Here is a 16,858-nt window from a genome sequence, read left to right as displayed (position 1 = left end):
GCCTGCCAGGCTGTCGCGCCGCGCGGCCAATGCAGCCGCAACACGGCAGACTAAGCTGCTGGCATCTGAATAAGGAACGTATCCATGGCCACCACCTGGCTCGACCTGCCCGTCCCCCCGGCGCTGCCAGGCCTGTTCGCCCGCGCCGCAGTGCGCCGTGGCGTAACCGGGCAGACCCTGCCCAGCCACGGGCTGCGTTGCTCGGTCAGCGTCGATTCCGAGCATTTGCGCCGCTACCGGCAGCTCTGCGGCTGCAGCGACGATGGGCGCTTGCCGCCGGCCTATCCGCATCTCCTCGCCTTCCCGCTGCAAATGCAACTGCTCACCGAAAAGGCGTTCCCGTTCCCGCTGCTCGGCCTGGTCCACCTGGAAAACCGCATCCGCGTGCTGCGCCCGCTCGGCGGCCTCGGCCCGTTCAGCGTCAGCGTGCAGGTGGAAAACCTGCAGCCCCACGAAAAAGGCGCGGTGTTCAGCCTGATCACCCGCCTCGAAGACCAGCTCGGCCTGCTCTGGGAGGGCGACAGCCGCATTCTCTGCCGCGCCCTGCACCTGATCGGCCAGCCAACCGAACGCACCGAGGACGAGCCGCTGGCACTGGATCTCATCGCACAGTGGCAGGCACCGGCGGATATCGGCCGACGCTACGCCAGGGTGGCAGGCGACTACAACCCGATCCACCTGTCCGCCCTCAGCGCCAGGCTGTTCGGCTTCCCGCGCGCCATCGCCCATGGCCTGTGGAGCAAGGCCCGCGCACTGGCCGCCCTTGGCGAACGGTTGCCGGCGGCCGGTTATGTGCTCGAGGTGCGCTTCCAGAAACCGCTGTTGCTACCCGGCGAAGCCTGCCTGCTGGCCAGCGCCGTGGCACCCGGCGGGCAGTTCAAACTGCAGAGCCTGGACGGCGTCCCACATATGAGTGGTAGCTGGCGGGCCCTCTAAGCGCGTGAAACAATGCGGCTCTGACCGGAGAGCCGCATGAACCTCGAAGAACTCACCACCCGCCTGCACGCCATTCGCGACAGCAATGACTGGCGCGGCTTCCACAGCCCGAAGAACCTGGCCATGGCCGCCAGCGTGGAGATGGCCGAGCTGGTGGAAATTTTCCAGTGGCTTTCCGAAGACCAGTCGCGGCAACTGCCGGCCGATCAGTTGGCGCATGCAGGCCAGGAAGTTGGCGACATCGTGCTCTATCTCCTGCTGCTCTGCGCCGAACTGGGCGTCGATATGGAACAGGCGGTGCGCGGCAAACTGGCCGATAGCGAACGGCGGTTCGGCAAATGAGCGACCGCCATTTCGATGAACTGGCGACGCGCTTCGCCGAAAAGATCTACGGCGGCGCCAAGGGGGCGATCCGCCTGGCGGTGCTGCAGGCCGATCTGGCTGAAGCGCTGCCAGACCGCCCGTTGCGGGTGTTGGATATCGGTGCGGGCCTGGGCCATATGTCGTTGTGGCTGGCCGAGCGCGGCCACCAGGTCACCGTCAGCGAACCCGCCGCGCCGATGCTGCAAGGCGCCCGCGAGCGCTTTGCAGCCGCCGGGCAGAGCGCGACCTTTATCCAGGCGCCCTGGCAGGAATTACTCGGCCAACTGACCGAACCCTACGACCTGGTGATCTGCCATGCGGTGCTGGAGTGGCTGGCCGAACCCCACGCGATCCTGCCGGTGCTGCACCAACTGACGGCGACGGGCGGCTGGCTGTCGCTGGCCTTCTACAACCGCGATGCGCTGATCTACCGCAACCTGCTCAAGGGTCACTTTCGCAAGTTGCGCAAACAGGAGTTCGCCGGCGAAAAACAGAGCCTGACGCCGCAGCGGCCGCTCGACCCCCGCGAGCTGGCGGCGCAACTCGCCGGGCACTGGCAGGTCGAAAGCCAAAGCGGCGTGCGGGTATTTCACGATTACATGCCGGTGGAGTTCCAGGCCAAGGCCGAGCTGATCGACCTGCTGGAAATGGAGCTGGCCCATCGCCGCCACCCAAGCTTCATGGGCCTTGGCCGCTACCTGCATTGGATCTGCCGCCCGCTCTAGCGGGGCGGCGCGGAGGATGAGATGAATCGCTGCCTTTGTTTGTTGGCCTGTTGTCTTTGCCTCGCAGCCTGCCAAGCCAGCAACCCCTACACCGCCAGCTCCAAACCCTTGCCCCCGGCGCCGGCCCAGGCGGCCAATACGTTCGACCTCAGTGCTTACCCCGCCGCGCCCCGCGATTACGGACGCTACCGCACCTGGACCTGGCAGAATGGCCGCTTGCCGGCGGGCACCGCCTGGGCCAGCCCGGAACTGCTGCAGGAAACCCTGAGCACCAGCCTTGACCAGCGCGGCCTGCGCCCCGCCAGGCAAGGCGCTCAGGCCGACTTGCGGGTCAGTGCGGACATGCAGGTCGAGCGCCGAGTGCGCCAGGAGCGCGATGACTACGGCAGCTATTACGGCCACGGTCCCTACGGCAACAACTACGGCCTGTATGGCAGCGTGCCGCTGGTACGCACCTACGAGTATGAAGTCCTGGTGGTGCGCATTGACCTGTTCGACGCCGGCAACGGCCAGCCGGTATGGAGCGGCAGCGCCGAAAGCCAAAACAGCGGCAGTCAGTCCGAACGCGCCACGGCCCTGCGTTCGGCCGTACAAAAAGCCCTGAGCGACTACCCGCCGTACTAGCGCGCCGGGTACATCCTCCGCCAATGGCACAGCGAGAGCGGCAAACGACTATTCAACCTTGCGCTACGAGCCCGCCGCACTGGCGAAGCCCAGGACTCGCAGCACATTGCAATCTGCGCTTGCGGTCGCTCGCCGCTTGCGCTTGGATAGAAGCTCTAGCATCCGGAGATGCCATCATGTTTCCCCGTCTTTTCCTGGCCACCATCCTATTGTTGCTGGCCGCCTGCCAGACCGACCAACTCAGCCGCGATTACGACGCCTCCCGCGACTTCGGCGCTTATCGCAGTTGGGGCTGGCAAGAACCAGCGCTGCAGTACACCCCCGACGATCCGCGGATCAAAAGCGACCTCACCGAACAGCGGATACGCGAAGCGGTCAGCCAGCAACTCGACCAACGCGGCCTGCGCCCGGCACCGGCCGGCGCCAAGCCAGACCTCAAGGCTCAGGCCTGGCTGATCGTCGAGAATCGCCAGGATCAGGTCAGCACCAGCTACGGTGGTGCCTGGGGCGGTTACTGGAACGGCTACTGGGGTGGCCCGGCCTACACCGAGACGCGCAACGTCGATTACAAAGTCGCCACCCTGCAGGTCGACCTGTTCGACGGCAAGGACGGCAAGCTGGTCTGGCGTGGCAGTGCCGAGCAGATCATGCGCAGCGCGCCACCCAGCCCCGCCGAGCGTGAAGCGGCGATCCGCGAAACCGTCGGCAAGGTGCTCTCGCAATACCCGCCGCATTGACTGCCACCGGCCTGGAGTGAACAGACAAATGGACTTGCCCGTGCACGGCCTCAGCCAGCGGCCCGCGACCGTCGCCGACCTCGGCGACATCGTCGGCTTCCCGCAGAACCCGGACGAGTTGTTTTTTTGCTACCCGAAAGCCATCTGGCCGCTGAGCATCGGCCAGCTGGCGGCGGTCATGGCCGAGCGCCGCGCCAGCACTGTGGCGCTGCTCGATGGCCGGGTCGCCGGCTTCGCCAATTTCTATCAGTGGCAGCACGGTGAATACTGCGCCCTTGGCAACCTGATGGTCGCCCCTTGGGCGCGCGGCCAGGGGGTGGCCGACTACCTGGTCGGCGTGATGGAACAGCAGGCACGGGAGCACTACAAAGCCAAGTCGATGCAGGTCTCCTGCTTCAACGCCAACAGCGCCGGCCTGCTGCTCTACCCTAAGCTCGGCTACCAGCTCACAGGGCTGGTGGAGCGGCGCAATCAGCTCGAACAGCGCGTGGCCTTGCTGCAATTCAGCAAACCGCTTTAGCCAGGGCCTGGATGGCACGCTGGTGATGCTGGCGGCAAGCCCCGCGAAGGCTAGCAAGCGCTGCAATCCACGTCATACTTCGCGCCCTTGCCTACTGGAGATTCCCCATGCCCGCCCCCGCCTGGTGGTTGCTGATCCTGCCCTTTATCGCCGGGGCTTTTCTGCCGCTGCAAGCCGGCATCAACGGCCAGTTGGCCAAACAGGTTTCCAGTGTGCTGGCCGCCGCGCTGGTCTCTTTTCTGATCGGCTCGCTGGCGCTGCTGTTACTGGTAGTAGTGCAACGCGAGGTGCCTAGCCTGGCGGCACTCAAGGGGCTGACCTGGTGGCACTGGAGCGGCGGGTTGCTCGGTGCGTTTTTCATCACCTGCGCCGCATTCGCCGGCCCACGGATCGGCGCCCTGCTGTTCATGGCCCTGGTGCTGGCCGGGCAACTGGCGATGGCGCTGACGCTCGATCACTTCGGCTGGGCCGGCTTTCGCGAAACGCCGGTTAGCGCCGGCAAGATCACCGGCCTGGTCCTGATCGTCGCCGGCGTCTGGTTTATTCGGCGCGGCTGAAGCGGTAGAACAGGTTCGGCTCGCTGACCAGGTAGAGGTTGCCGCGGTTATCCATGGTCACGCCTTCGGCCTGCGGCACGCCATGGTCGAGCCCGGCGAAGCCGCGAAACAGTGAGCGGAAGCTGACCAGTTCGCCCTCGTCGCTCAGCTCCATCAACAGCTTGGACTCGTCGCTGAGCAGCAACAGATGGCCGGTCTGCTCATCGAAATGCACCGCCGACAGGTCGGTGGCGAAGATCTTGTTCCTGATCCAGCTCGAGCGGTCGATCACCTTCAGGTTGAAGTCGCCCTGCAAGCTCTGGCGCAGGCCCTGAATTTCATAGAGCTGGCGTGGCGAATCTTCCTTGACCACATACAGACGGTCGCCCTTGCGGTCGTAGCCCACCCCTTCGAAACCCTTGTTGGTGCCCGCGCCGAGGCCCAGGGTCAAGGCCTGGTAATCCTCGCGATAGAGGGCCCCCCCGCCGGCCGGGGCCGGCACCACCACCAGGGCGTGGGTTTGCTCCTCGACGAGCAGCAATAGGCCATCGCCCAGGTAGGTAAGGTCCTCGACATCACTGAAGCCGCTCAGGGAATAGCGTTCCAGCAATTCACCCGATTTGTTCAGTGCCTGCAACTCGGGCGGGTTGTTGACCACCGACCAGAGCTGGTCGCGCTGATCATCGTAGGCCAGCCCGGACAGGTTGGCGCCGACCCCCACCACCGGCACCGCCTGCTCGCGCACGCTGAAATCGGGCAGCCAGATGCTGCGATTTTCCCACTGTGTCTGTTGGCTGCTGGTCTGCAACCAGAAATACAGGCGGTGATCCAGGTGCCGGCTGACAACCTGGTAGGACAGCGTCAACAGCAGCAACGCCATGCCCCAATGCAGGGGCGTCAAACCAGGCAGCCTTCCAAGCAGCCCCTTAGCAGCGGACATCATCAATACAGTTCTCACGTGCCATCGGATAGCGCCAGTCTGCCCCGCGACTGTGTCAATTCGTCGTGGGGCGGCAAACCGACAGGTGGCGTGGATAGGCCGGCGTCCTAAATGGAGTACCCGGCACGCGCATAAGTTCAGCCGGCATCGCGCCGCCGCTCTGCCTGTAACCGCGAGCCGCCGCGCGCGGCCAGAGCCGCGGGACGGCGCCGCAAGTGATGGCGATTTGACAGCCTTTTTCTGACAAGAGCACTATGCAGGAGCCAGCTGTCTTTGTGATCACAACCTATGACCGACACCGAATTACCCCGCCACCCCACTGCATTCGCGCTGTGGCGCGAAGTCCAGGACACGCGCATACGCACGCGTCTGGGCGGTGTCTATTATCTGTTGGCCTGGTTGCTCACCTGGCTGTTCAGCGACACGCCCGGCAGCCAATTGCTCAGCGGCCTGCTTGGCGCCGCAGTGTTCACCACCCTGCTGGCCCTGCGCGTGCTGCACCGCCCACCACTGCTGCAAACCCCACAACACCTACAAGCCTGGCTCGACTGGCACTGGGCCTTGGTGCTGCTCACCGCGTTGTGCTGGGGGCAAACCCACGCCTGGGCCCTGTACAACCCGGCGCTCAATGCCTCGGAACTGATCGCCACCCTCAGCACCATCGCCTTCAGCACGGCGATGACCTTCAACTTCGCCATGCGCAAACAACGGGCGCTGGTGGCCATCCTGCTGCTCTACGTGCCGGGGCTGGCGGTTCTGGCGCTGGACTGGGCGGCGCAACGCACCATCCTGATCACGCTGCTGTTCTACCTCAGCTACCTGCTGCTGGCTCTCAACCGCAGCCATCGCGAATACCGCAACACCCTGGAACTGGAGCTGCGCCTGCTGGAGCAACAGGAGCGACTGGATCAGTTGAGCCGTACGGACAGCCTGACCCAGCTGGGTAATCGCTACCAGTTCAACAGCCTGTTCCAGTTGCTGGTGGCCAACGCCCGGCGCGATGGCCAGCCCTTGTCGCTGGTGCTGCTGGATATCGACTTCTTCAAGCGCGTCAACGACGAGCACGGCCACGCCAGCGGCGATGCCTGCCTGAGTGCTTTTGCCCTGCGCATGCGTGAGGTGTTCCGCCGCGACAGCGACGCGCTGCTGCGCCTGGGCGGCGAGGAGTTTGGCGTCCTGATGCCCAATACCCCCCTGGACCATGCCCAGGAACTGGCCGAACACTTTCGCCGGGAACTGGCGCAGAACGGCATCGACCTGCAGGGCCAGCACTTGCCGCTGACCGCCAGCCTGGGCGTGGGCGGCTACGACCCCGATCTGGACAGCGACGCCGAGGCCTTCTTCAAACGGGTCGACAGCGCCCTCTACCAGGCCAAGAGCAGCGGCCGCGACCGTCTGGTACTGGCGGCCGTGAACTGATCGCCCCCGCTGGGGGCACTGCGCCTACAAGCGGAAACTGCGCATCTGCGCGGCCAAGTCATCGGCCAAGCCGCGCAGCGTCAGGCAATCCTTGCGGCACAGTTGCACCTCGCCGGCGGTGGCGTGAGCCAGGTCGGCGATCCCCTGCACGTTGCGGTTGATCTCTTCGGTCACAGTGGACTGCTCTTCAGTCGCCGCCGCCACTTGCGTATTCATGTCGCTGATTTTTTCGATCTGTCGGGTGATCGAGCCCAGCGACTCACCCGTACGCTGGCTGGCCTCGACCCCCGTACCCGTCGCGGACTGCCCGGCGTGCATGGAGTTGACCGCTGTTTGCGCGCCGGCTTTCAGCCGCTGGATCATCTGCTGGATCTCGCCAGTGGAGGCCTGGGTCCGACCGGCCAGGCTACGCACCTCATCGGCGACCACGGCAAAACCACGGCCCATCTCACCGGCCCGAGCCGCCTCGATCGCCGCATTGAGGGCGAGCAGGTTGGTCTGCTCGGAAATTCCGCGAATCACGGCAAGCACCTGATCGATCGATGCCACCTCGTTGGCCAATTCGCCAACCGCACTCGCCGCGTGGCCGATATCGCCGGACATCGTCTCGATATGGGCGATGGAACTGCCCACCACCTGACGGGCCTGCACCGCCTCGTCGCGGGCACTTTGCGAGGTGTTCGCCGCGCTGCTGGCGTTGCGTGCGATCTCTTGCACGGTCAGGCCCATCTCATGCACGGCGGTGGCCACCATATCGGTCATGTCCTGCTGCTGGCCGGCACGCCCGGCGGTGTTTTCCACCACCTGCGCCACCTGGCCGACCGCCGTACGCAGTTGCTCGCTGGTGGTCAGCACGGCGCTGATCAGCTCCCGCTGGCTGCCGACGAAGCGGTTGAAGCCGCGCGCCAGGTCACCCAGCTCATCGGCGCGCGACTCGTCCAGGCGCCGGGTCAAATCGCCACCGCCGCCACCGATTTCCACCAGCGCGTCGGTGACCTGGCGAATCGGGCGCACCAAACCACGGGCCAACAGCACCACCAGGCCAAGCGAGAACAACGCCACCAGCAGGCCGATCAGGCTGCTGGTCAGCAGCGCCTGGCGGGCGTCGGCGTAGATTTCCGCCTCCGGCACCTCGCTCACCAGCAACCAGCCGAGGCTCTTCAAGGGTTTGGCCAAGGCCAGATACGCCTCGCCACCACGCTCGAAGCGCACCGCCTGCCCCTTGCCGGCGAGTAATTCGCGGGCCGCGTCGGCACCCAGCACATCGCCCAGCTCACGCCTGTCGTTGAACTCCGACTGCGGGTGAATCTTGACCCGGCCATCGGCGCTGATCAGAAAGATCCGGCCGCTCTCACCGAAGCGGAAATTGCGGATCAGTTGTGACATGGCGTCCAGGCTGAAGCCCAGCCCGGCGAGCCCCAGCACCTTGCCGCCAGCACTGATGCGCTGATTGATGAACAGGGTCGGCATGCCGGTGGACTTATCCGTATCGATCTGCACCGCCCGCGCTTCAGCGCCATCGACGAAGCCATAGAACCAGGTATTTTCCGCCGGCCCGCGACTCAGGGTGCGGTCGAGTTTTTTCTCGGTGAAGTAATGGCCGCTGTCCAGCGCGACGATAAAGGTGGTCAGCGCCTGCTGCTGACCCTGCACACTTTTCAGGTAACGCAGGAAGGCCTCCTGCTGCGCCGGGTCTTCACCGCCGGCCAGCCACTCCTGGACCATGCTGTTTTCGGCGATGCCACGAGCGGCGGTCAGCGGCTCGGTGAGAATCCGCTCAAGGTCATTGCCGATCGCCGCCACGCTGGCCGGCAACGCCTGCTCGACCAGTGCCCGCTCGGCCAGGCGGTTGACCACCGCCGCATAGATGCCGACCACGATCAGGATGCTGGCGAGCAACGCCGCGCCCATGCTGAGGATCAACTGCCACTGAATACTGCGTTGCCAGAGGCGCATGGGGATTACCTGTTCGGGAGAGGAGACGCGCGGATTGTATACAAAGAAGTGACTGAATTTCTTTTTTGTGACCACCACAGAGAGGCTATCGACCAACGGACATGTGGGCTTTAGCGATAATTTTTATTGTGTACAAAAAAATTGATAGCGCACCCGCAAGCGCAGCGTCCGGGTCGGCGAGACCGCAGACAGCGCCTGACGTGTCGCCGATCAGCGAACCGCGAGGCTGGAAGGCCGGTGCGACCTTGTTGGGCTTCGCTGCGCTCAGCGCCAACCTACGAGGCGGCTGCTGCTGGTGCTTGCCTGGGTACTCTCAACGCTGCTTCTGCGCCGGCGACTGGCCGTGTTGCAGGGCCCAGTTCAAGAGTTGCGCGGCGAGCGCATCGCTGGCCTGGCCGAAAGCCGTGACCACATCCGCCACCTGCACGCTGCTGGATGCCTGTCGCACCTCGAAGCGTTGCATCGCCACGATTTTGCGGCTGGCGCCTTGTACCAGGCGCGCGTCCAGGCGGATCACCACCTCGGGCTTGCCGGCCCGGTATTCGCTCTGAAACGCCCGCAGGTCGCTGACCAGTTCCAGATCGGCCTGCAGGCGCGTGTCGTCACTGCTGAGCGCGGCAATTCGGCCATCGGCCTGGAAGGTTTCCAGCAGCCGGTCGCGCAACAGCAGCGGGCCGCTGTCGCCCCAGCGCGCGCCCTTGTAGCTGCTGATCCGGCTGCCCTGGGGCAGCACCGCAATCCGCGGGCTGTCCAGCACCTGGCTGGCCTGCGGCTTGGCGATGCGCAACGACCAATCGACCGCGGCGCCCGTGCCGGCCTGCCGGCTGGTCCCGGCGGGCAACAGGTAGACATCGCTCGGCTCGCTCTGTGGCAATAACGAGCAACCCGACAGCAGGCCCAGCAGCGCCCCCGCGGCCAACGCCCGCAGTCGATAGGGCAAGCCACGCTGCAACAGGGATGGCCTCATGGCTCGAACTCCTTGGTCTTGTCGCCGCCGAGCAGGTATCCCGTCGGGTTTTCTTCCAGCCTGCGCGTGATCGTGCGCAGGCCGCTGAGGGTTTCCCGCAACTCATTGACCGCCGGGCCTATCTCGCTCAGGCCCTGCACGCTCGAGTCGAGCGAGTCGCGGTTGTCATTCAGCAGGCGTTCGATGTTGCCACTGGCCCGATCCAGAGCGCCCATGGCCTGCTGCGCACTGTCGAGCGCGCTCTTGCCCTGCTTATCCAGCAGGCCATTGGCGGAACGCATCAATTGCGCGCTCTGCTCCAGGGTCGCGTTGGCCTGCTTGCTGGCGCTGGCCAATTGCTGCACCAGCTCGCGAATATCGTTGCGCTGCTCGGCGACCACGCCGGTGGCCTGCTCCAGATGCTCCAGGGTCCGGCTGATGCGCTCGGCGTTCTCCGACGAGAGCATACGGTTGGCACTGTCGACGAATTTGTTGATGTTGGTCAGCAAGTCTTCGCCGTTGGCCAGCAGCGCGGTGATCGGCGAACGGTCGGCGACGATCACCGGCACCTTGCCACTTTTGCTTTCCAGCAGCGGACTGTCGGGCGAGCCGCTGTGCAATTGGATGAAGGCACCGCCAGTGATACCGACCAGCGCCAGCTTCGCCCGGGTGTTCTGCTTGATCGGCGTATCGCTGGCCAGGCGCACTCGCGCCCGCACCTTGCGCGGGTCCTTGGGGTCGAGCTTGAGCTGGATCACATCGCCGACCTTGATCCCGCTGTACTGCACCGCACTGCCCTTCGACAGACCGGTCACGGCCTCGTTGAACACGATGTCATAGAGGGCGAACTCGCGGTCCGCGCTGGACTTGGTCAGCCACAGGCCGAACAACAGCGCGGCGGCCACCACCAGCACGGTGAACAGGCCGATCAATACATGATGGGCTCGGGTTTCCATATCAAGAAGTCTCCGTCAGGCGTGCGCCAGCCTGCTGCGCCGCTCGGCCGCGCGGGCCGTGAAAGTAATCGTGCACCCAGGCATCGTCAGTGGCGGCGACGGTTGGCAGATCGCCCACCACCAGCACGCGTTTCTGCGACAGCACCGCAACGCGGTCGCAGATGGTGTACAGCGTATCGAGGTCATGGGTGACGAGAAAAACCGTGAGGCCCAGTGCATCGCGCAGGGTCAGGATCAATTGATCGAACGCCGCCGCGCTGATCGGGTCGAGGCCCGCAGTGGGTTCATCGAGAAACACGATTTCCGGGTCCAGCGCCAAGGCGCGCGCCAGCGCGGCACGTTTGACCATGCCACCGGAGAGCGAGTCGGGATATTTATGCGCCGCAGTGGACGGCAAGCCCGCCAGTGCCAGCTTGACCCCGGCCAGCTGCTCGGCGTCGGCGCGGCTGAGGCCGGCATGCTCGATCAGCGGCAAGGCGATGTTCTCCAGCACGGTCAGTGAGGAAAACAGCGCGCCGGCCTGAAACAACACACCGAACCGCCGTTCCAGCTGCGAACGGCGCTCGGGCGAGAGGCTCAGCAGGTGTTCGCCGAAGACCTGCACGCTGCCGGAGTTTGGGCGCTGCAAGCCGACAATCGCGCGCAACAACACCGATTTGCCGGTACCGGAGCCACCGACCACACCCAATATCTCGCCGCGCATGATGTCCAGATCGAGGTGCTGATGCACCACCTGGGTGCCGAAGATATTGCTCAGGTCGCGCACCTGAATGATCGCCTCGCAGCTGCTTTGCCGTTCGCTCGTCACCAGCCCATCTCCATGAAGAACAGCGCTGCGACGGCGTCCAGCAGGATCACCACGAAAATCGACTGCACCACGCTGGAGGTGGTGTGGTCACCCACCGACTTGGCACTGCCGCTGACCTTGAAGCCCTCCAGGCAGCCGACCACGGCAATCAAAAATGCGAATACCGGCGCCTTGGATAAACCGACCAGCAGATGCCGCACCTCGATATCGGTTTGCAGGATCGACAAGAACATCGTCGGGGAAATATCCAGCACCAACAAGCACACCATGCCACCGCCGAGAATCCCGGACAGCATGGCCAGAAACGTCAGAATCGGCAGGCTCACCAACAGCGCCAGCACCCGTGGCAGCACCAGCAACTCGATGGGATTCAACCCCAGGGTGCGGATCGCATCGATCTCTTCATTGGCTTTCATCGAGCCGATCTGCGCGGTAAAGGCGCTGGCGGTGCGACCGGCCATGAGGATGGCGGTCAGCAATACGCCGAACTCGCGCAAGAAGGCGAACGCCACCAGGTCGACGGTGTAGATGGTGGCGCCGAAATTGGCCAGCACCGTGGCCCCGAGAAAGGCCACCACCGCACCGACCATGAACGTCAGCAGCGCGACGATGGGCACCGCGTCCAAGCCGGTTTGTTCGATGTTCGCGACCAGCGAGGTCACCCGCCAACTGCGCGGCCGGAACAGGCCCCGCGCCAGGGTTTCCAGGGTCAGGCCGATAAAGGCCAGCAACACGGTGATCTGCCGCCAGTTCGCCTCGACCGCCTGGCCGATGTGGGCCAGCAATTCGACCAGGCCCGCGCGCGGCTCGGGTTTTTCCGCTTGGCAGTATTGCGTCAGGGCGCCGCCAACCGTTTGCAACAATGCCCGCCGCGCCGCCAGCAGCCCCGGCGCTGTGCTCGCCAGCTGGGTCAGGCGCTCGGCGCCGAGCAAATCGGCCAGCAATGACGCGCCAGCGGTATCCAGCGCGCCCAGGTCGTCGAGCACCACCTGGGTTCCGGCTTCGAGACCCTCGCGCAGTTCGGCCACGTCACGAGCCAGGGCGGAATAATGCGGCAGGGTCCAATCCCCGCCGATAAACACACTCGGCGGGCTGGTTGAGGTTTCCAGGCGGACACTGCCCGCTTGCGGCACTGTAGTCATAGGCAGGCAGCTTACTATTGTTTGCGCGACAGAAAATATGTCGCTGTTTGCCGCATGTAACCTTCAACTCGCGGCGCGGCCGGACAAGCCTCAGTCAAGCACACTGCACCCGGCCCGCTCGGCGTGCCCGGCATCGGCGGGCTCTTTTCTGCGGCTTTTCCACATCTGTTGGCGTCTATCGAGGTCAGTGTTGGCGGCCCAACTATGCTTAGGTCGTCGCGGCGTCTCGCCGCAGTCCTTTCGGGTTGAAGGAGCGTAGTCATGCAGCAGCAGATCCCCGTCCACACCAACCCCGGCCAGAAGTTGCGCGGGGTCAATCTTGGCGGCTGGCTGGTTCTGGAGAAGTGGATGACCCCCAGCCTGTTCGCCGGCTTGCAGGCCGTCGATGAAACCACCTGGTGCGCCGAGCTGGGCACACGGGCCACGGCCAGGCTGCAACAGCACTGGAACAGTTTTATCCGCCGCGAGGACTTTGCCTGGTTGCACGAGCGCGGCATCAATGCCGTGCGCATTCCGCTCGGCCACTGGATATTCGGCGCCGGTTACCCCTATCACCGCAGTTACGGCGAAAATCGCCAGCCCTTTGTCGAGGGCGGGATCGAGGTGCTCGACCGGGCGTTCGCCTGGGCGGAGGAATTCCAGCTGCGGGTCGTCCTGGATCTGCATGCCGCCCCCGGCTGCCAGAACGGCTTCGATAACGGCGGGATCAAGGATGTCTGCGAATGGCACACCCAGGCGCAATACCGCGAGCACTCGCTCAAGGTGCTGGAGCGCCTGGCCGAGCGCTACCACGGCCAGCCCAGCCTGCATGCCATCGAGGTTCTCAACGAGCCGCGCTGGGATGTGCCGACCGACTACCTGAAGAGTTACAACCTCGACGCCTACCAGCGCATTCGCCAGTACTGCAAGGCCGACCGGGTCAGCGTGGTCTTCCATGACGGCTTCCGCTCCTTCGAGGAGTACCTGGGCTTTATGCAGGCGCCGGAATTCGCCAACGTGGTGTTTGATCTCCATCGCTACCAGTGCTTTGAGCGCGGCGACATCGACAGCGATATCTACACCCACCTGCACAAGGCCAGCGGCCAGTGGAAAGCCGAAGCCGATGCGCTCATCCAGCAGCTGGGAATACCGGCGTATTGCGCCGAGTGGAGCCTGGGCCTCGACCTGAAAGTCGTTTCGCTCTGGGCAGAAGGGCCGTTCAATCACGCCCTGGAAAGCATGGACGACTTCCAGAAGGACATTGCCTATCGCGGCTATGCCGCCGCCCAGTTGCTGACCTTCGAGAAGTACCTGGGCTGGTTCTTCTGGAGTTATAAAACCGAAACCACGCCGGCCTGGTGCTTTCGCGAATGCGTCCAGCGTGGCTGGTTACCCGCGCGTTTTTCTTAGTGCCTGTTCCTTAGCACGCTGACCGGCCTGCCGCAGGTGAGGAACTTGTCTTGCGGCAGGCGCTGGAGCAGCAGCTTGCGCGGGTAAAAAGACTCCAGGCCGGTATGAAAACTGATGGTCAGCAGCGTCGAGCCGGGCAGTTCGCGGTGCAGCATCTCCATCATGCATTCCTCGCCCTTGGGATCAAAGGCGTTGGTCGCCTCCTCGATGAACACCCAGGCCGGCTGCTGCAGGAACAGCCGGGCCATGCCGAGACGTTGCTGTGCACGCAGCGGCAACACGCGGTCCCAGTTATCGACATCGCCCAGGCGCGGCGCCAGCCAGGCAACCCCGGCGCATTTCAGGGCGTGGAGCATGGCACCGGCCGTGAAGGTCTCCGTCGGCAGCGGATAACTCAGCACCGACTGCAAGCTGCCAGACGGCAGAAATGGCCGCTGTGGCAAAAAGCTGATCGCCGGCCCCGCCGGCAGCCAAACCTCGCCATGTCCCCACGGCCACAAACCCGCCAGCACTTTGAACAGGCTGATGGTGACCGCCGGATCGCCGGCAATCAGCACCCGTTCGCCAGGCTGGATCACCGCATTGAGCCCCTCGACCAGAATCTGCCCGTCGGGGTTGGCGATGCACAGGTCGCGCAGCACCAGCTCGGCCTGGTTCGACTGCGCCAGGCTGATGCGATGTTCTTGCGGCTTGGCGGCCTGCGCTTCGAGCGCCAGCAGGTCGTAGTAGAGGCTCATCACCCGCTCCGCGGAAGCCCGGCAGCGCGCCAGCTCGGCGAGGTTATCGACCGGCCAGGAGAGTGCCGAGGTCAACTGCTGGAACGCTTGCGCGGACTGCATCAACACCCCCAGGGTCATGCTGCCGGCAATGTACTGCGGCGCCACGACCAGGATCGGGAACACCGGCAACAGCACGCCATAGCCCGAAGAAAACGACACGATGCCCATATAGCCGAGGGTCTGGCGATACCAGCGGCGGCCCAGCTCGCTGAAAAAGGCCGTCGAGTTCTGCCGCTCGACCCCTTCGCCGTGCATCAGCGCAATCGACTCGGAACTCTCCCGTGAATGTGCCAGCCCAAAGCGAAAATCCGCCTCCGCGGTTTGCAAGCGGTTGGTCGAATCGATCAGCGGCCGCCCGAGCAGCAGGCCGAACAGCGTGCCGGCGCCGGCGTAAACAAACGCCAGGATCACCATGTAACCCGGTACCAGCAGGGAGGTACCGGGCAAGTGGATACTGCCGGTAACCGTCAGCAGGATGTCGACAAAGCTGCCGAAAATCAGCAGCGAATAAACCAGCGAGTGGGCCAGGCCGATCGCGCTTTCGGTGGCGACGCGGATATCTTCAGCGATACGCCCATCAGGGTTGTCATGCTCACCCTCGATCAACTGCAACTGGTAGTGATGCCCGCGCGCCATCCACTGATCGAGGACCTTTGCCGTCAGCCACCGACGCCAGTCCAGCTGTATCCAACGCTTGACCTGCATATGCAGCGCGGTAACGCCCATGGTCAGCAGGAGGATCACCACGAAGGTGCCGATCTGCAACAACAGACGGCTTAAGGACTTGGCCTCCAGGGCATCGAAGAGCGCGCGGCTCCAGTAGTTCATCCAGATCACCAGGCTGACCTGGGCCAGGGTAAGCAGCAGCAGTGCCAGGATGAAACCGCGCACCTTCCACTTTTCGGCAGAGTTCCAGTACGGCATGACCAGGCGCAGGAACTGCCAGGGCAACCTCGCCGGTTGCCGCAACCCTGCACGCCCGGCCATTTACGCGATCCCCCGCGCGGCGGCTGGCGGCTGACACAGTTGCGCCGCGCAGGTGGCCGCGCCGAACAAACCCAGCTGCTCGTTCAGCACCACATGCAACGGGATGCTCTCCAGCAGCTCGCGCATCGGCGGTTTGTTCACGAAGGCTTCGACAACCGCCGGGCTTTGCAGAAAGCCGAGGATTTTCGGAGCGATCCCGCCTGTCAGATAAATCCCGCCGCGGGCCAGGCTGAGCAGTGCCAGATTGCCCGCGCAGGCGCCGTAGAGCCGTGCAAACAGCGCCAGCGCCGCCGCGGCCAGCGGCTCCCCGCGCTCCGCCGCGAGGGCGATCGCCCGCGTATCCGGCGAATCCTCGCGCAACTGCACACCGGCCCCGCCGAGAAACCCGTAGATGCGCTCCAGCCCATGCCCGGACAGCAGCAGCTCCTGGCTGGCTCGCCCGTAGGTACTCTGCAGCGCCTGGCATAAAGCCCACTGCTGAGCATCCACGGGCGCGAAATCGGCCAGCCCGCCCTGACTGGCCAAGGCCTGCCAGTGCCCGTCGCAGCGAACCCGCATGGCCATGCCCAGGCCGCTGCCGGCCCCGAGCAACGCCCGCACCCCGTCGGGCTCGGGCCGGCCCTGCTGCAAGGTGCACAGATCGCTCGCGGGCAAAGCGTCCAGGGCATAGGTTTGCGCGGCAAAATCATTCAGCAGCCGTACCGTGGGGATGCCGAACTGCTGGCTGATCAAACTGGCATCGAGCTGCCAAGGCAGATTGGTCATGCTCACCCGTTGCCCCTGAAGCGGCCCGGCGACGGCAATGCAGGCCACGGCCGGACGTTCGCCAGCGGCCAGGAACACCTCCAGCAACGCATGCAACCCAGGGTACTCATGACACAGAAAGCGCTCCTGGCGAACGCTGCGCCAACCCTCAGCGCAAAGCTCCCCCACTAACAAACGGGCATGCGTACCACCCACATCTACCGCCAGAAAATTCATCAAAACCCCCTACTGCTCAAGGCTGAGAACCCTAGATTGCTCAGCCAACTCCGGGGAGGGTGTTGTTCACCCTGCGAAACTATTTTCGCGGCCAGGGTCTTTCGCCACTCAGCA

At 64.6% G+C, this 16,858-nt stretch carries 17 protein-coding genes and 1 pseudogene; 9 read left to right on the top strand and 9 right to left on the bottom strand.

Annotation, left to right across the window (positions count from 1 at the left end; translation table 11 throughout):
- The first annotated feature begins 84 nt into the window (after positions 1 to 84).
- The 7 genes from AC3IYG_RS03195 (at position 85) to AC3IYG_RS03165 (ending at position 4,462) form a co-directional block, all read left to right on the top strand.
- Positions 85 to 936 carry a MaoC family dehydratase gene (locus AC3IYG_RS03195; RefSeq protein ID WP_489312277.1) on the top strand — a complete coding sequence of 284 codons (852 nt, stop codon included), beginning with the start codon at positions 85 to 87 and terminating at the stop codon, positions 934 to 936.
- A gap of 36 nt (positions 937 to 972) precedes the next feature.
- Positions 973 to 1,278, top strand: a complete 306-nt coding sequence (locus tag AC3IYG_RS03190; RefSeq protein WP_489312276.1) for a nucleotide pyrophosphohydrolase — start codon at positions 973 to 975, stop codon at positions 1,276 to 1,278.
- On the top strand, positions 1,275 to 2,024 hold the full coding sequence (locus AC3IYG_RS03185; RefSeq protein WP_489312275.1) for a methyltransferase domain-containing protein: 750 nt from the start codon (positions 1,275 to 1,277) through the stop codon (positions 2,022 to 2,024). The genes AC3IYG_RS03190 and AC3IYG_RS03185 overlap by 4 nt, the downstream gene beginning before the upstream one ends.
- Before the next feature lie 21 nt (positions 2,025 to 2,045).
- Complete coding sequence (locus AC3IYG_RS03180) at positions 2,046 to 2,648, top strand: DUF4136 domain-containing protein (RefSeq protein WP_489312274.1); 603 nt, start codon at positions 2,046 to 2,048, stop codon at positions 2,646 to 2,648.
- 176 nt (positions 2,649 to 2,824) lie between these two features.
- On the top strand, positions 2,825 to 3,385 hold the full coding sequence (locus AC3IYG_RS03175; protein ID WP_489312273.1) for a DUF4136 domain-containing protein: 561 nt from the start codon (positions 2,825 to 2,827) through the stop codon (positions 3,383 to 3,385).
- A gap of 28 nt (positions 3,386 to 3,413) precedes the next feature.
- On the top strand, positions 3,414 to 3,905 hold the full coding sequence (locus AC3IYG_RS03170; protein WP_489312272.1) for a GNAT family N-acetyltransferase: 492 nt from the start codon (positions 3,414 to 3,416) through the stop codon (positions 3,903 to 3,905).
- A gap of 107 nt (positions 3,906 to 4,012) precedes the next feature.
- A complete protein-coding gene (locus AC3IYG_RS03165) occupies positions 4,013 to 4,462 on the top strand; it encodes a DMT family transporter (RefSeq protein WP_489312271.1) in 450 nt (149 codons plus the stop codon).
- Here the strand turns inward: AC3IYG_RS03165 and AC3IYG_RS03160 are convergent.
- Positions 4,446 to 5,384, bottom strand: a complete 939-nt coding sequence (locus AC3IYG_RS03160; RefSeq protein WP_489312270.1) for an SdiA-regulated domain-containing protein — start codon at positions 5,382 to 5,384, stop codon at positions 4,446 to 4,448. The two genes, AC3IYG_RS03165 and AC3IYG_RS03160, sit on opposite strands and share 17 nt — an antisense overlap.
- Positions 5,385 to 5,669: 285 nt before the next feature.
- On the opposite strand from AC3IYG_RS03160, the gene AC3IYG_RS03155 reads away from it, so the two are divergent.
- Positions 5,670 to 6,800, top strand: coding sequence for a GGDEF domain-containing protein (locus tag AC3IYG_RS03155; protein ID WP_489312269.1), 1,131 nt, complete (start codon positions 5,670 to 5,672; stop codon positions 6,798 to 6,800).
- A 24-nt stretch (positions 6,801 to 6,824) separates the two neighbouring features.
- Here AC3IYG_RS03155 and AC3IYG_RS03150 read toward each other — a convergent pair whose 3' ends face one another.
- From AC3IYG_RS03150 to AC3IYG_RS03125, 6 genes and pseudogenes are all read right to left on the bottom strand, one after another.
- Positions 6,825 to 7,553 (bottom strand): methyl-accepting chemotaxis protein, encoded by a 729-nt coding sequence (locus tag AC3IYG_RS03150; protein ID WP_489332197.1) that lies wholly within the window; start codon positions 7,551 to 7,553, stop codon positions 6,825 to 6,827.
- Positions 7,554 to 7,688: 135 nt separating this feature from the next.
- A pseudogene (locus AC3IYG_RS03145) lies at positions 7,689 to 8,711 on the bottom strand (cache domain-containing protein); the annotation flags it as partial.
- A 358-nt stretch (positions 8,712 to 9,069) separates the two neighbouring features.
- Complete coding sequence (locus tag AC3IYG_RS03140; protein WP_489312268.1) at positions 9,070 to 9,723, bottom strand: ABC-type transport auxiliary lipoprotein family protein; 654 nt, start codon at positions 9,721 to 9,723, stop codon at positions 9,070 to 9,072.
- On the bottom strand, positions 9,720 to 10,658 hold the full coding sequence (locus AC3IYG_RS03135) for an MlaD family protein (RefSeq protein ID WP_489312267.1): 939 nt from the start codon (positions 10,656 to 10,658) through the stop codon (positions 9,720 to 9,722). The genes AC3IYG_RS03140 and AC3IYG_RS03135 overlap by 4 nt, the downstream gene beginning before the upstream one ends.
- A 1-nt stretch (position 10,659) precedes the next feature.
- Positions 10,660 to 11,466: an ABC transporter ATP-binding protein gene (locus AC3IYG_RS03130; RefSeq protein ID WP_489312266.1), complete on the bottom strand. Its 807-nt coding sequence runs from the start codon at positions 11,464 to 11,466 to the stop codon at positions 10,660 to 10,662.
- On the bottom strand, positions 11,463 to 12,608 hold the full coding sequence (locus AC3IYG_RS03125) for an MlaE family ABC transporter permease (RefSeq protein ID WP_489312264.1): 1,146 nt from the start codon (positions 12,606 to 12,608) through the stop codon (positions 11,463 to 11,465). Before AC3IYG_RS03125 ends, AC3IYG_RS03130 begins: the two co-directional genes overlap by 4 nt.
- Positions 12,609 to 12,869: 261 nt before the next feature.
- Between AC3IYG_RS03125 and AC3IYG_RS03120 the strand changes: the two genes are divergently transcribed.
- Positions 12,870 to 13,997 carry a glycoside hydrolase family 5 protein gene (locus tag AC3IYG_RS03120; RefSeq protein WP_489312262.1) on the top strand — a complete coding sequence of 376 codons (1,128 nt, stop codon included), beginning with the start codon at positions 12,870 to 12,872 and terminating at the stop codon, positions 13,995 to 13,997.
- On the opposite strand, the gene AC3IYG_RS03115 is transcribed toward AC3IYG_RS03120, so the two are convergent.
- Both AC3IYG_RS03115 and glk read right to left on the bottom strand, forming a co-directional pair.
- Positions 13,994 to 15,763, bottom strand: coding sequence for an ABC transporter ATP-binding protein/permease (locus AC3IYG_RS03115; RefSeq protein WP_489312261.1), 1,770 nt, complete (start codon positions 15,761 to 15,763; stop codon positions 13,994 to 13,996). The genes AC3IYG_RS03120 and AC3IYG_RS03115 overlap by 4 nt on opposite strands.
- Positions 15,764 to 16,744 carry a glucokinase gene (glk, locus tag AC3IYG_RS03110; protein WP_489312260.1) on the bottom strand — a complete coding sequence of 327 codons (981 nt, stop codon included), beginning with the start codon at positions 16,742 to 16,744 and terminating at the stop codon, positions 15,764 to 15,766. It lies immediately after the preceding gene.
- Between the last annotated feature and the right edge of the window lie 114 nt (positions 16,745 to 16,858).

This window comes from Pseudomonas sp. KH_027 (genome assembly GCF_057838565.1).
This window is presented reverse-complemented; position numbering and strand designations above follow the sequence as displayed.

Coding starts and splice junctions, on each gene's coding strand:
- AC3IYG_RS03190 (WP_489312276.1), top strand. CDS start 973: ATGAACCTCGAAGAACTCACCACCCGCCTGCACGCCATTCGCGACAGC.
- AC3IYG_RS03120 (WP_489312262.1), top strand. CDS start 12,870: ATGCAGCAGCAGATCCCCGTCCACACCAACCCCGGCCAGAAGTTGCGC.
- AC3IYG_RS03180 (WP_489312274.1), top strand. CDS start 2,046: ATGAATCGCTGCCTTTGTTTGTTGGCCTGTTGTCTTTGCCTCGCAGCC.
- AC3IYG_RS03155 (WP_489312269.1), top strand. CDS start 5,670: ATGACCGACACCGAATTACCCCGCCACCCCACTGCATTCGCGCTGTGG.
- AC3IYG_RS03150 (WP_489332197.1), bottom strand. CDS start 7,553: ATGGTGGCCACCGCCGTGCATGAGATGGGCCTGACCGTGCAAGAGATC.
- AC3IYG_RS03140 (WP_489312268.1), bottom strand. CDS start 9,723: ATGAGGCCATCCCTGTTGCAGCGTGGCTTGCCCTATCGACTGCGGGCG.
- AC3IYG_RS03160 (WP_489312270.1), bottom strand. CDS start 5,384: ATGATGTCCGCTGCTAAGGGGCTGCTTGGAAGGCTGCCTGGTTTGACG.
- AC3IYG_RS03195 (WP_489312277.1), top strand. CDS start 85: ATGGCCACCACCTGGCTCGACCTGCCCGTCCCCCCGGCGCTGCCAGGC.
- AC3IYG_RS03175 (WP_489312273.1), top strand. CDS start 2,825: ATGTTTCCCCGTCTTTTCCTGGCCACCATCCTATTGTTGCTGGCCGCC.
- AC3IYG_RS03115 (WP_489312261.1), bottom strand. CDS start 15,763: ATGGCCGGGCGTGCAGGGTTGCGGCAACCGGCGAGGTTGCCCTGGCAG.
- AC3IYG_RS03135 (WP_489312267.1), bottom strand. CDS start 10,658: ATGGAAACCCGAGCCCATCATGTATTGATCGGCCTGTTCACCGTGCTG.
- AC3IYG_RS03185 (WP_489312275.1), top strand. CDS start 1,275: ATGAGCGACCGCCATTTCGATGAACTGGCGACGCGCTTCGCCGAAAAG.
- AC3IYG_RS03125 (WP_489312264.1), bottom strand. CDS start 12,608: ATGACTACAGTGCCGCAAGCGGGCAGTGTCCGCCTGGAAACCTCAACC.
- AC3IYG_RS03170 (WP_489312272.1), top strand. CDS start 3,414: ATGGACTTGCCCGTGCACGGCCTCAGCCAGCGGCCCGCGACCGTCGCC.
- glk (WP_489312260.1), bottom strand. CDS start 16,744: ATGAATTTTCTGGCGGTAGATGTGGGTGGTACGCATGCCCGTTTGTTA.
- AC3IYG_RS03165 (WP_489312271.1), top strand. CDS start 4,013: ATGCCCGCCCCCGCCTGGTGGTTGCTGATCCTGCCCTTTATCGCCGGG.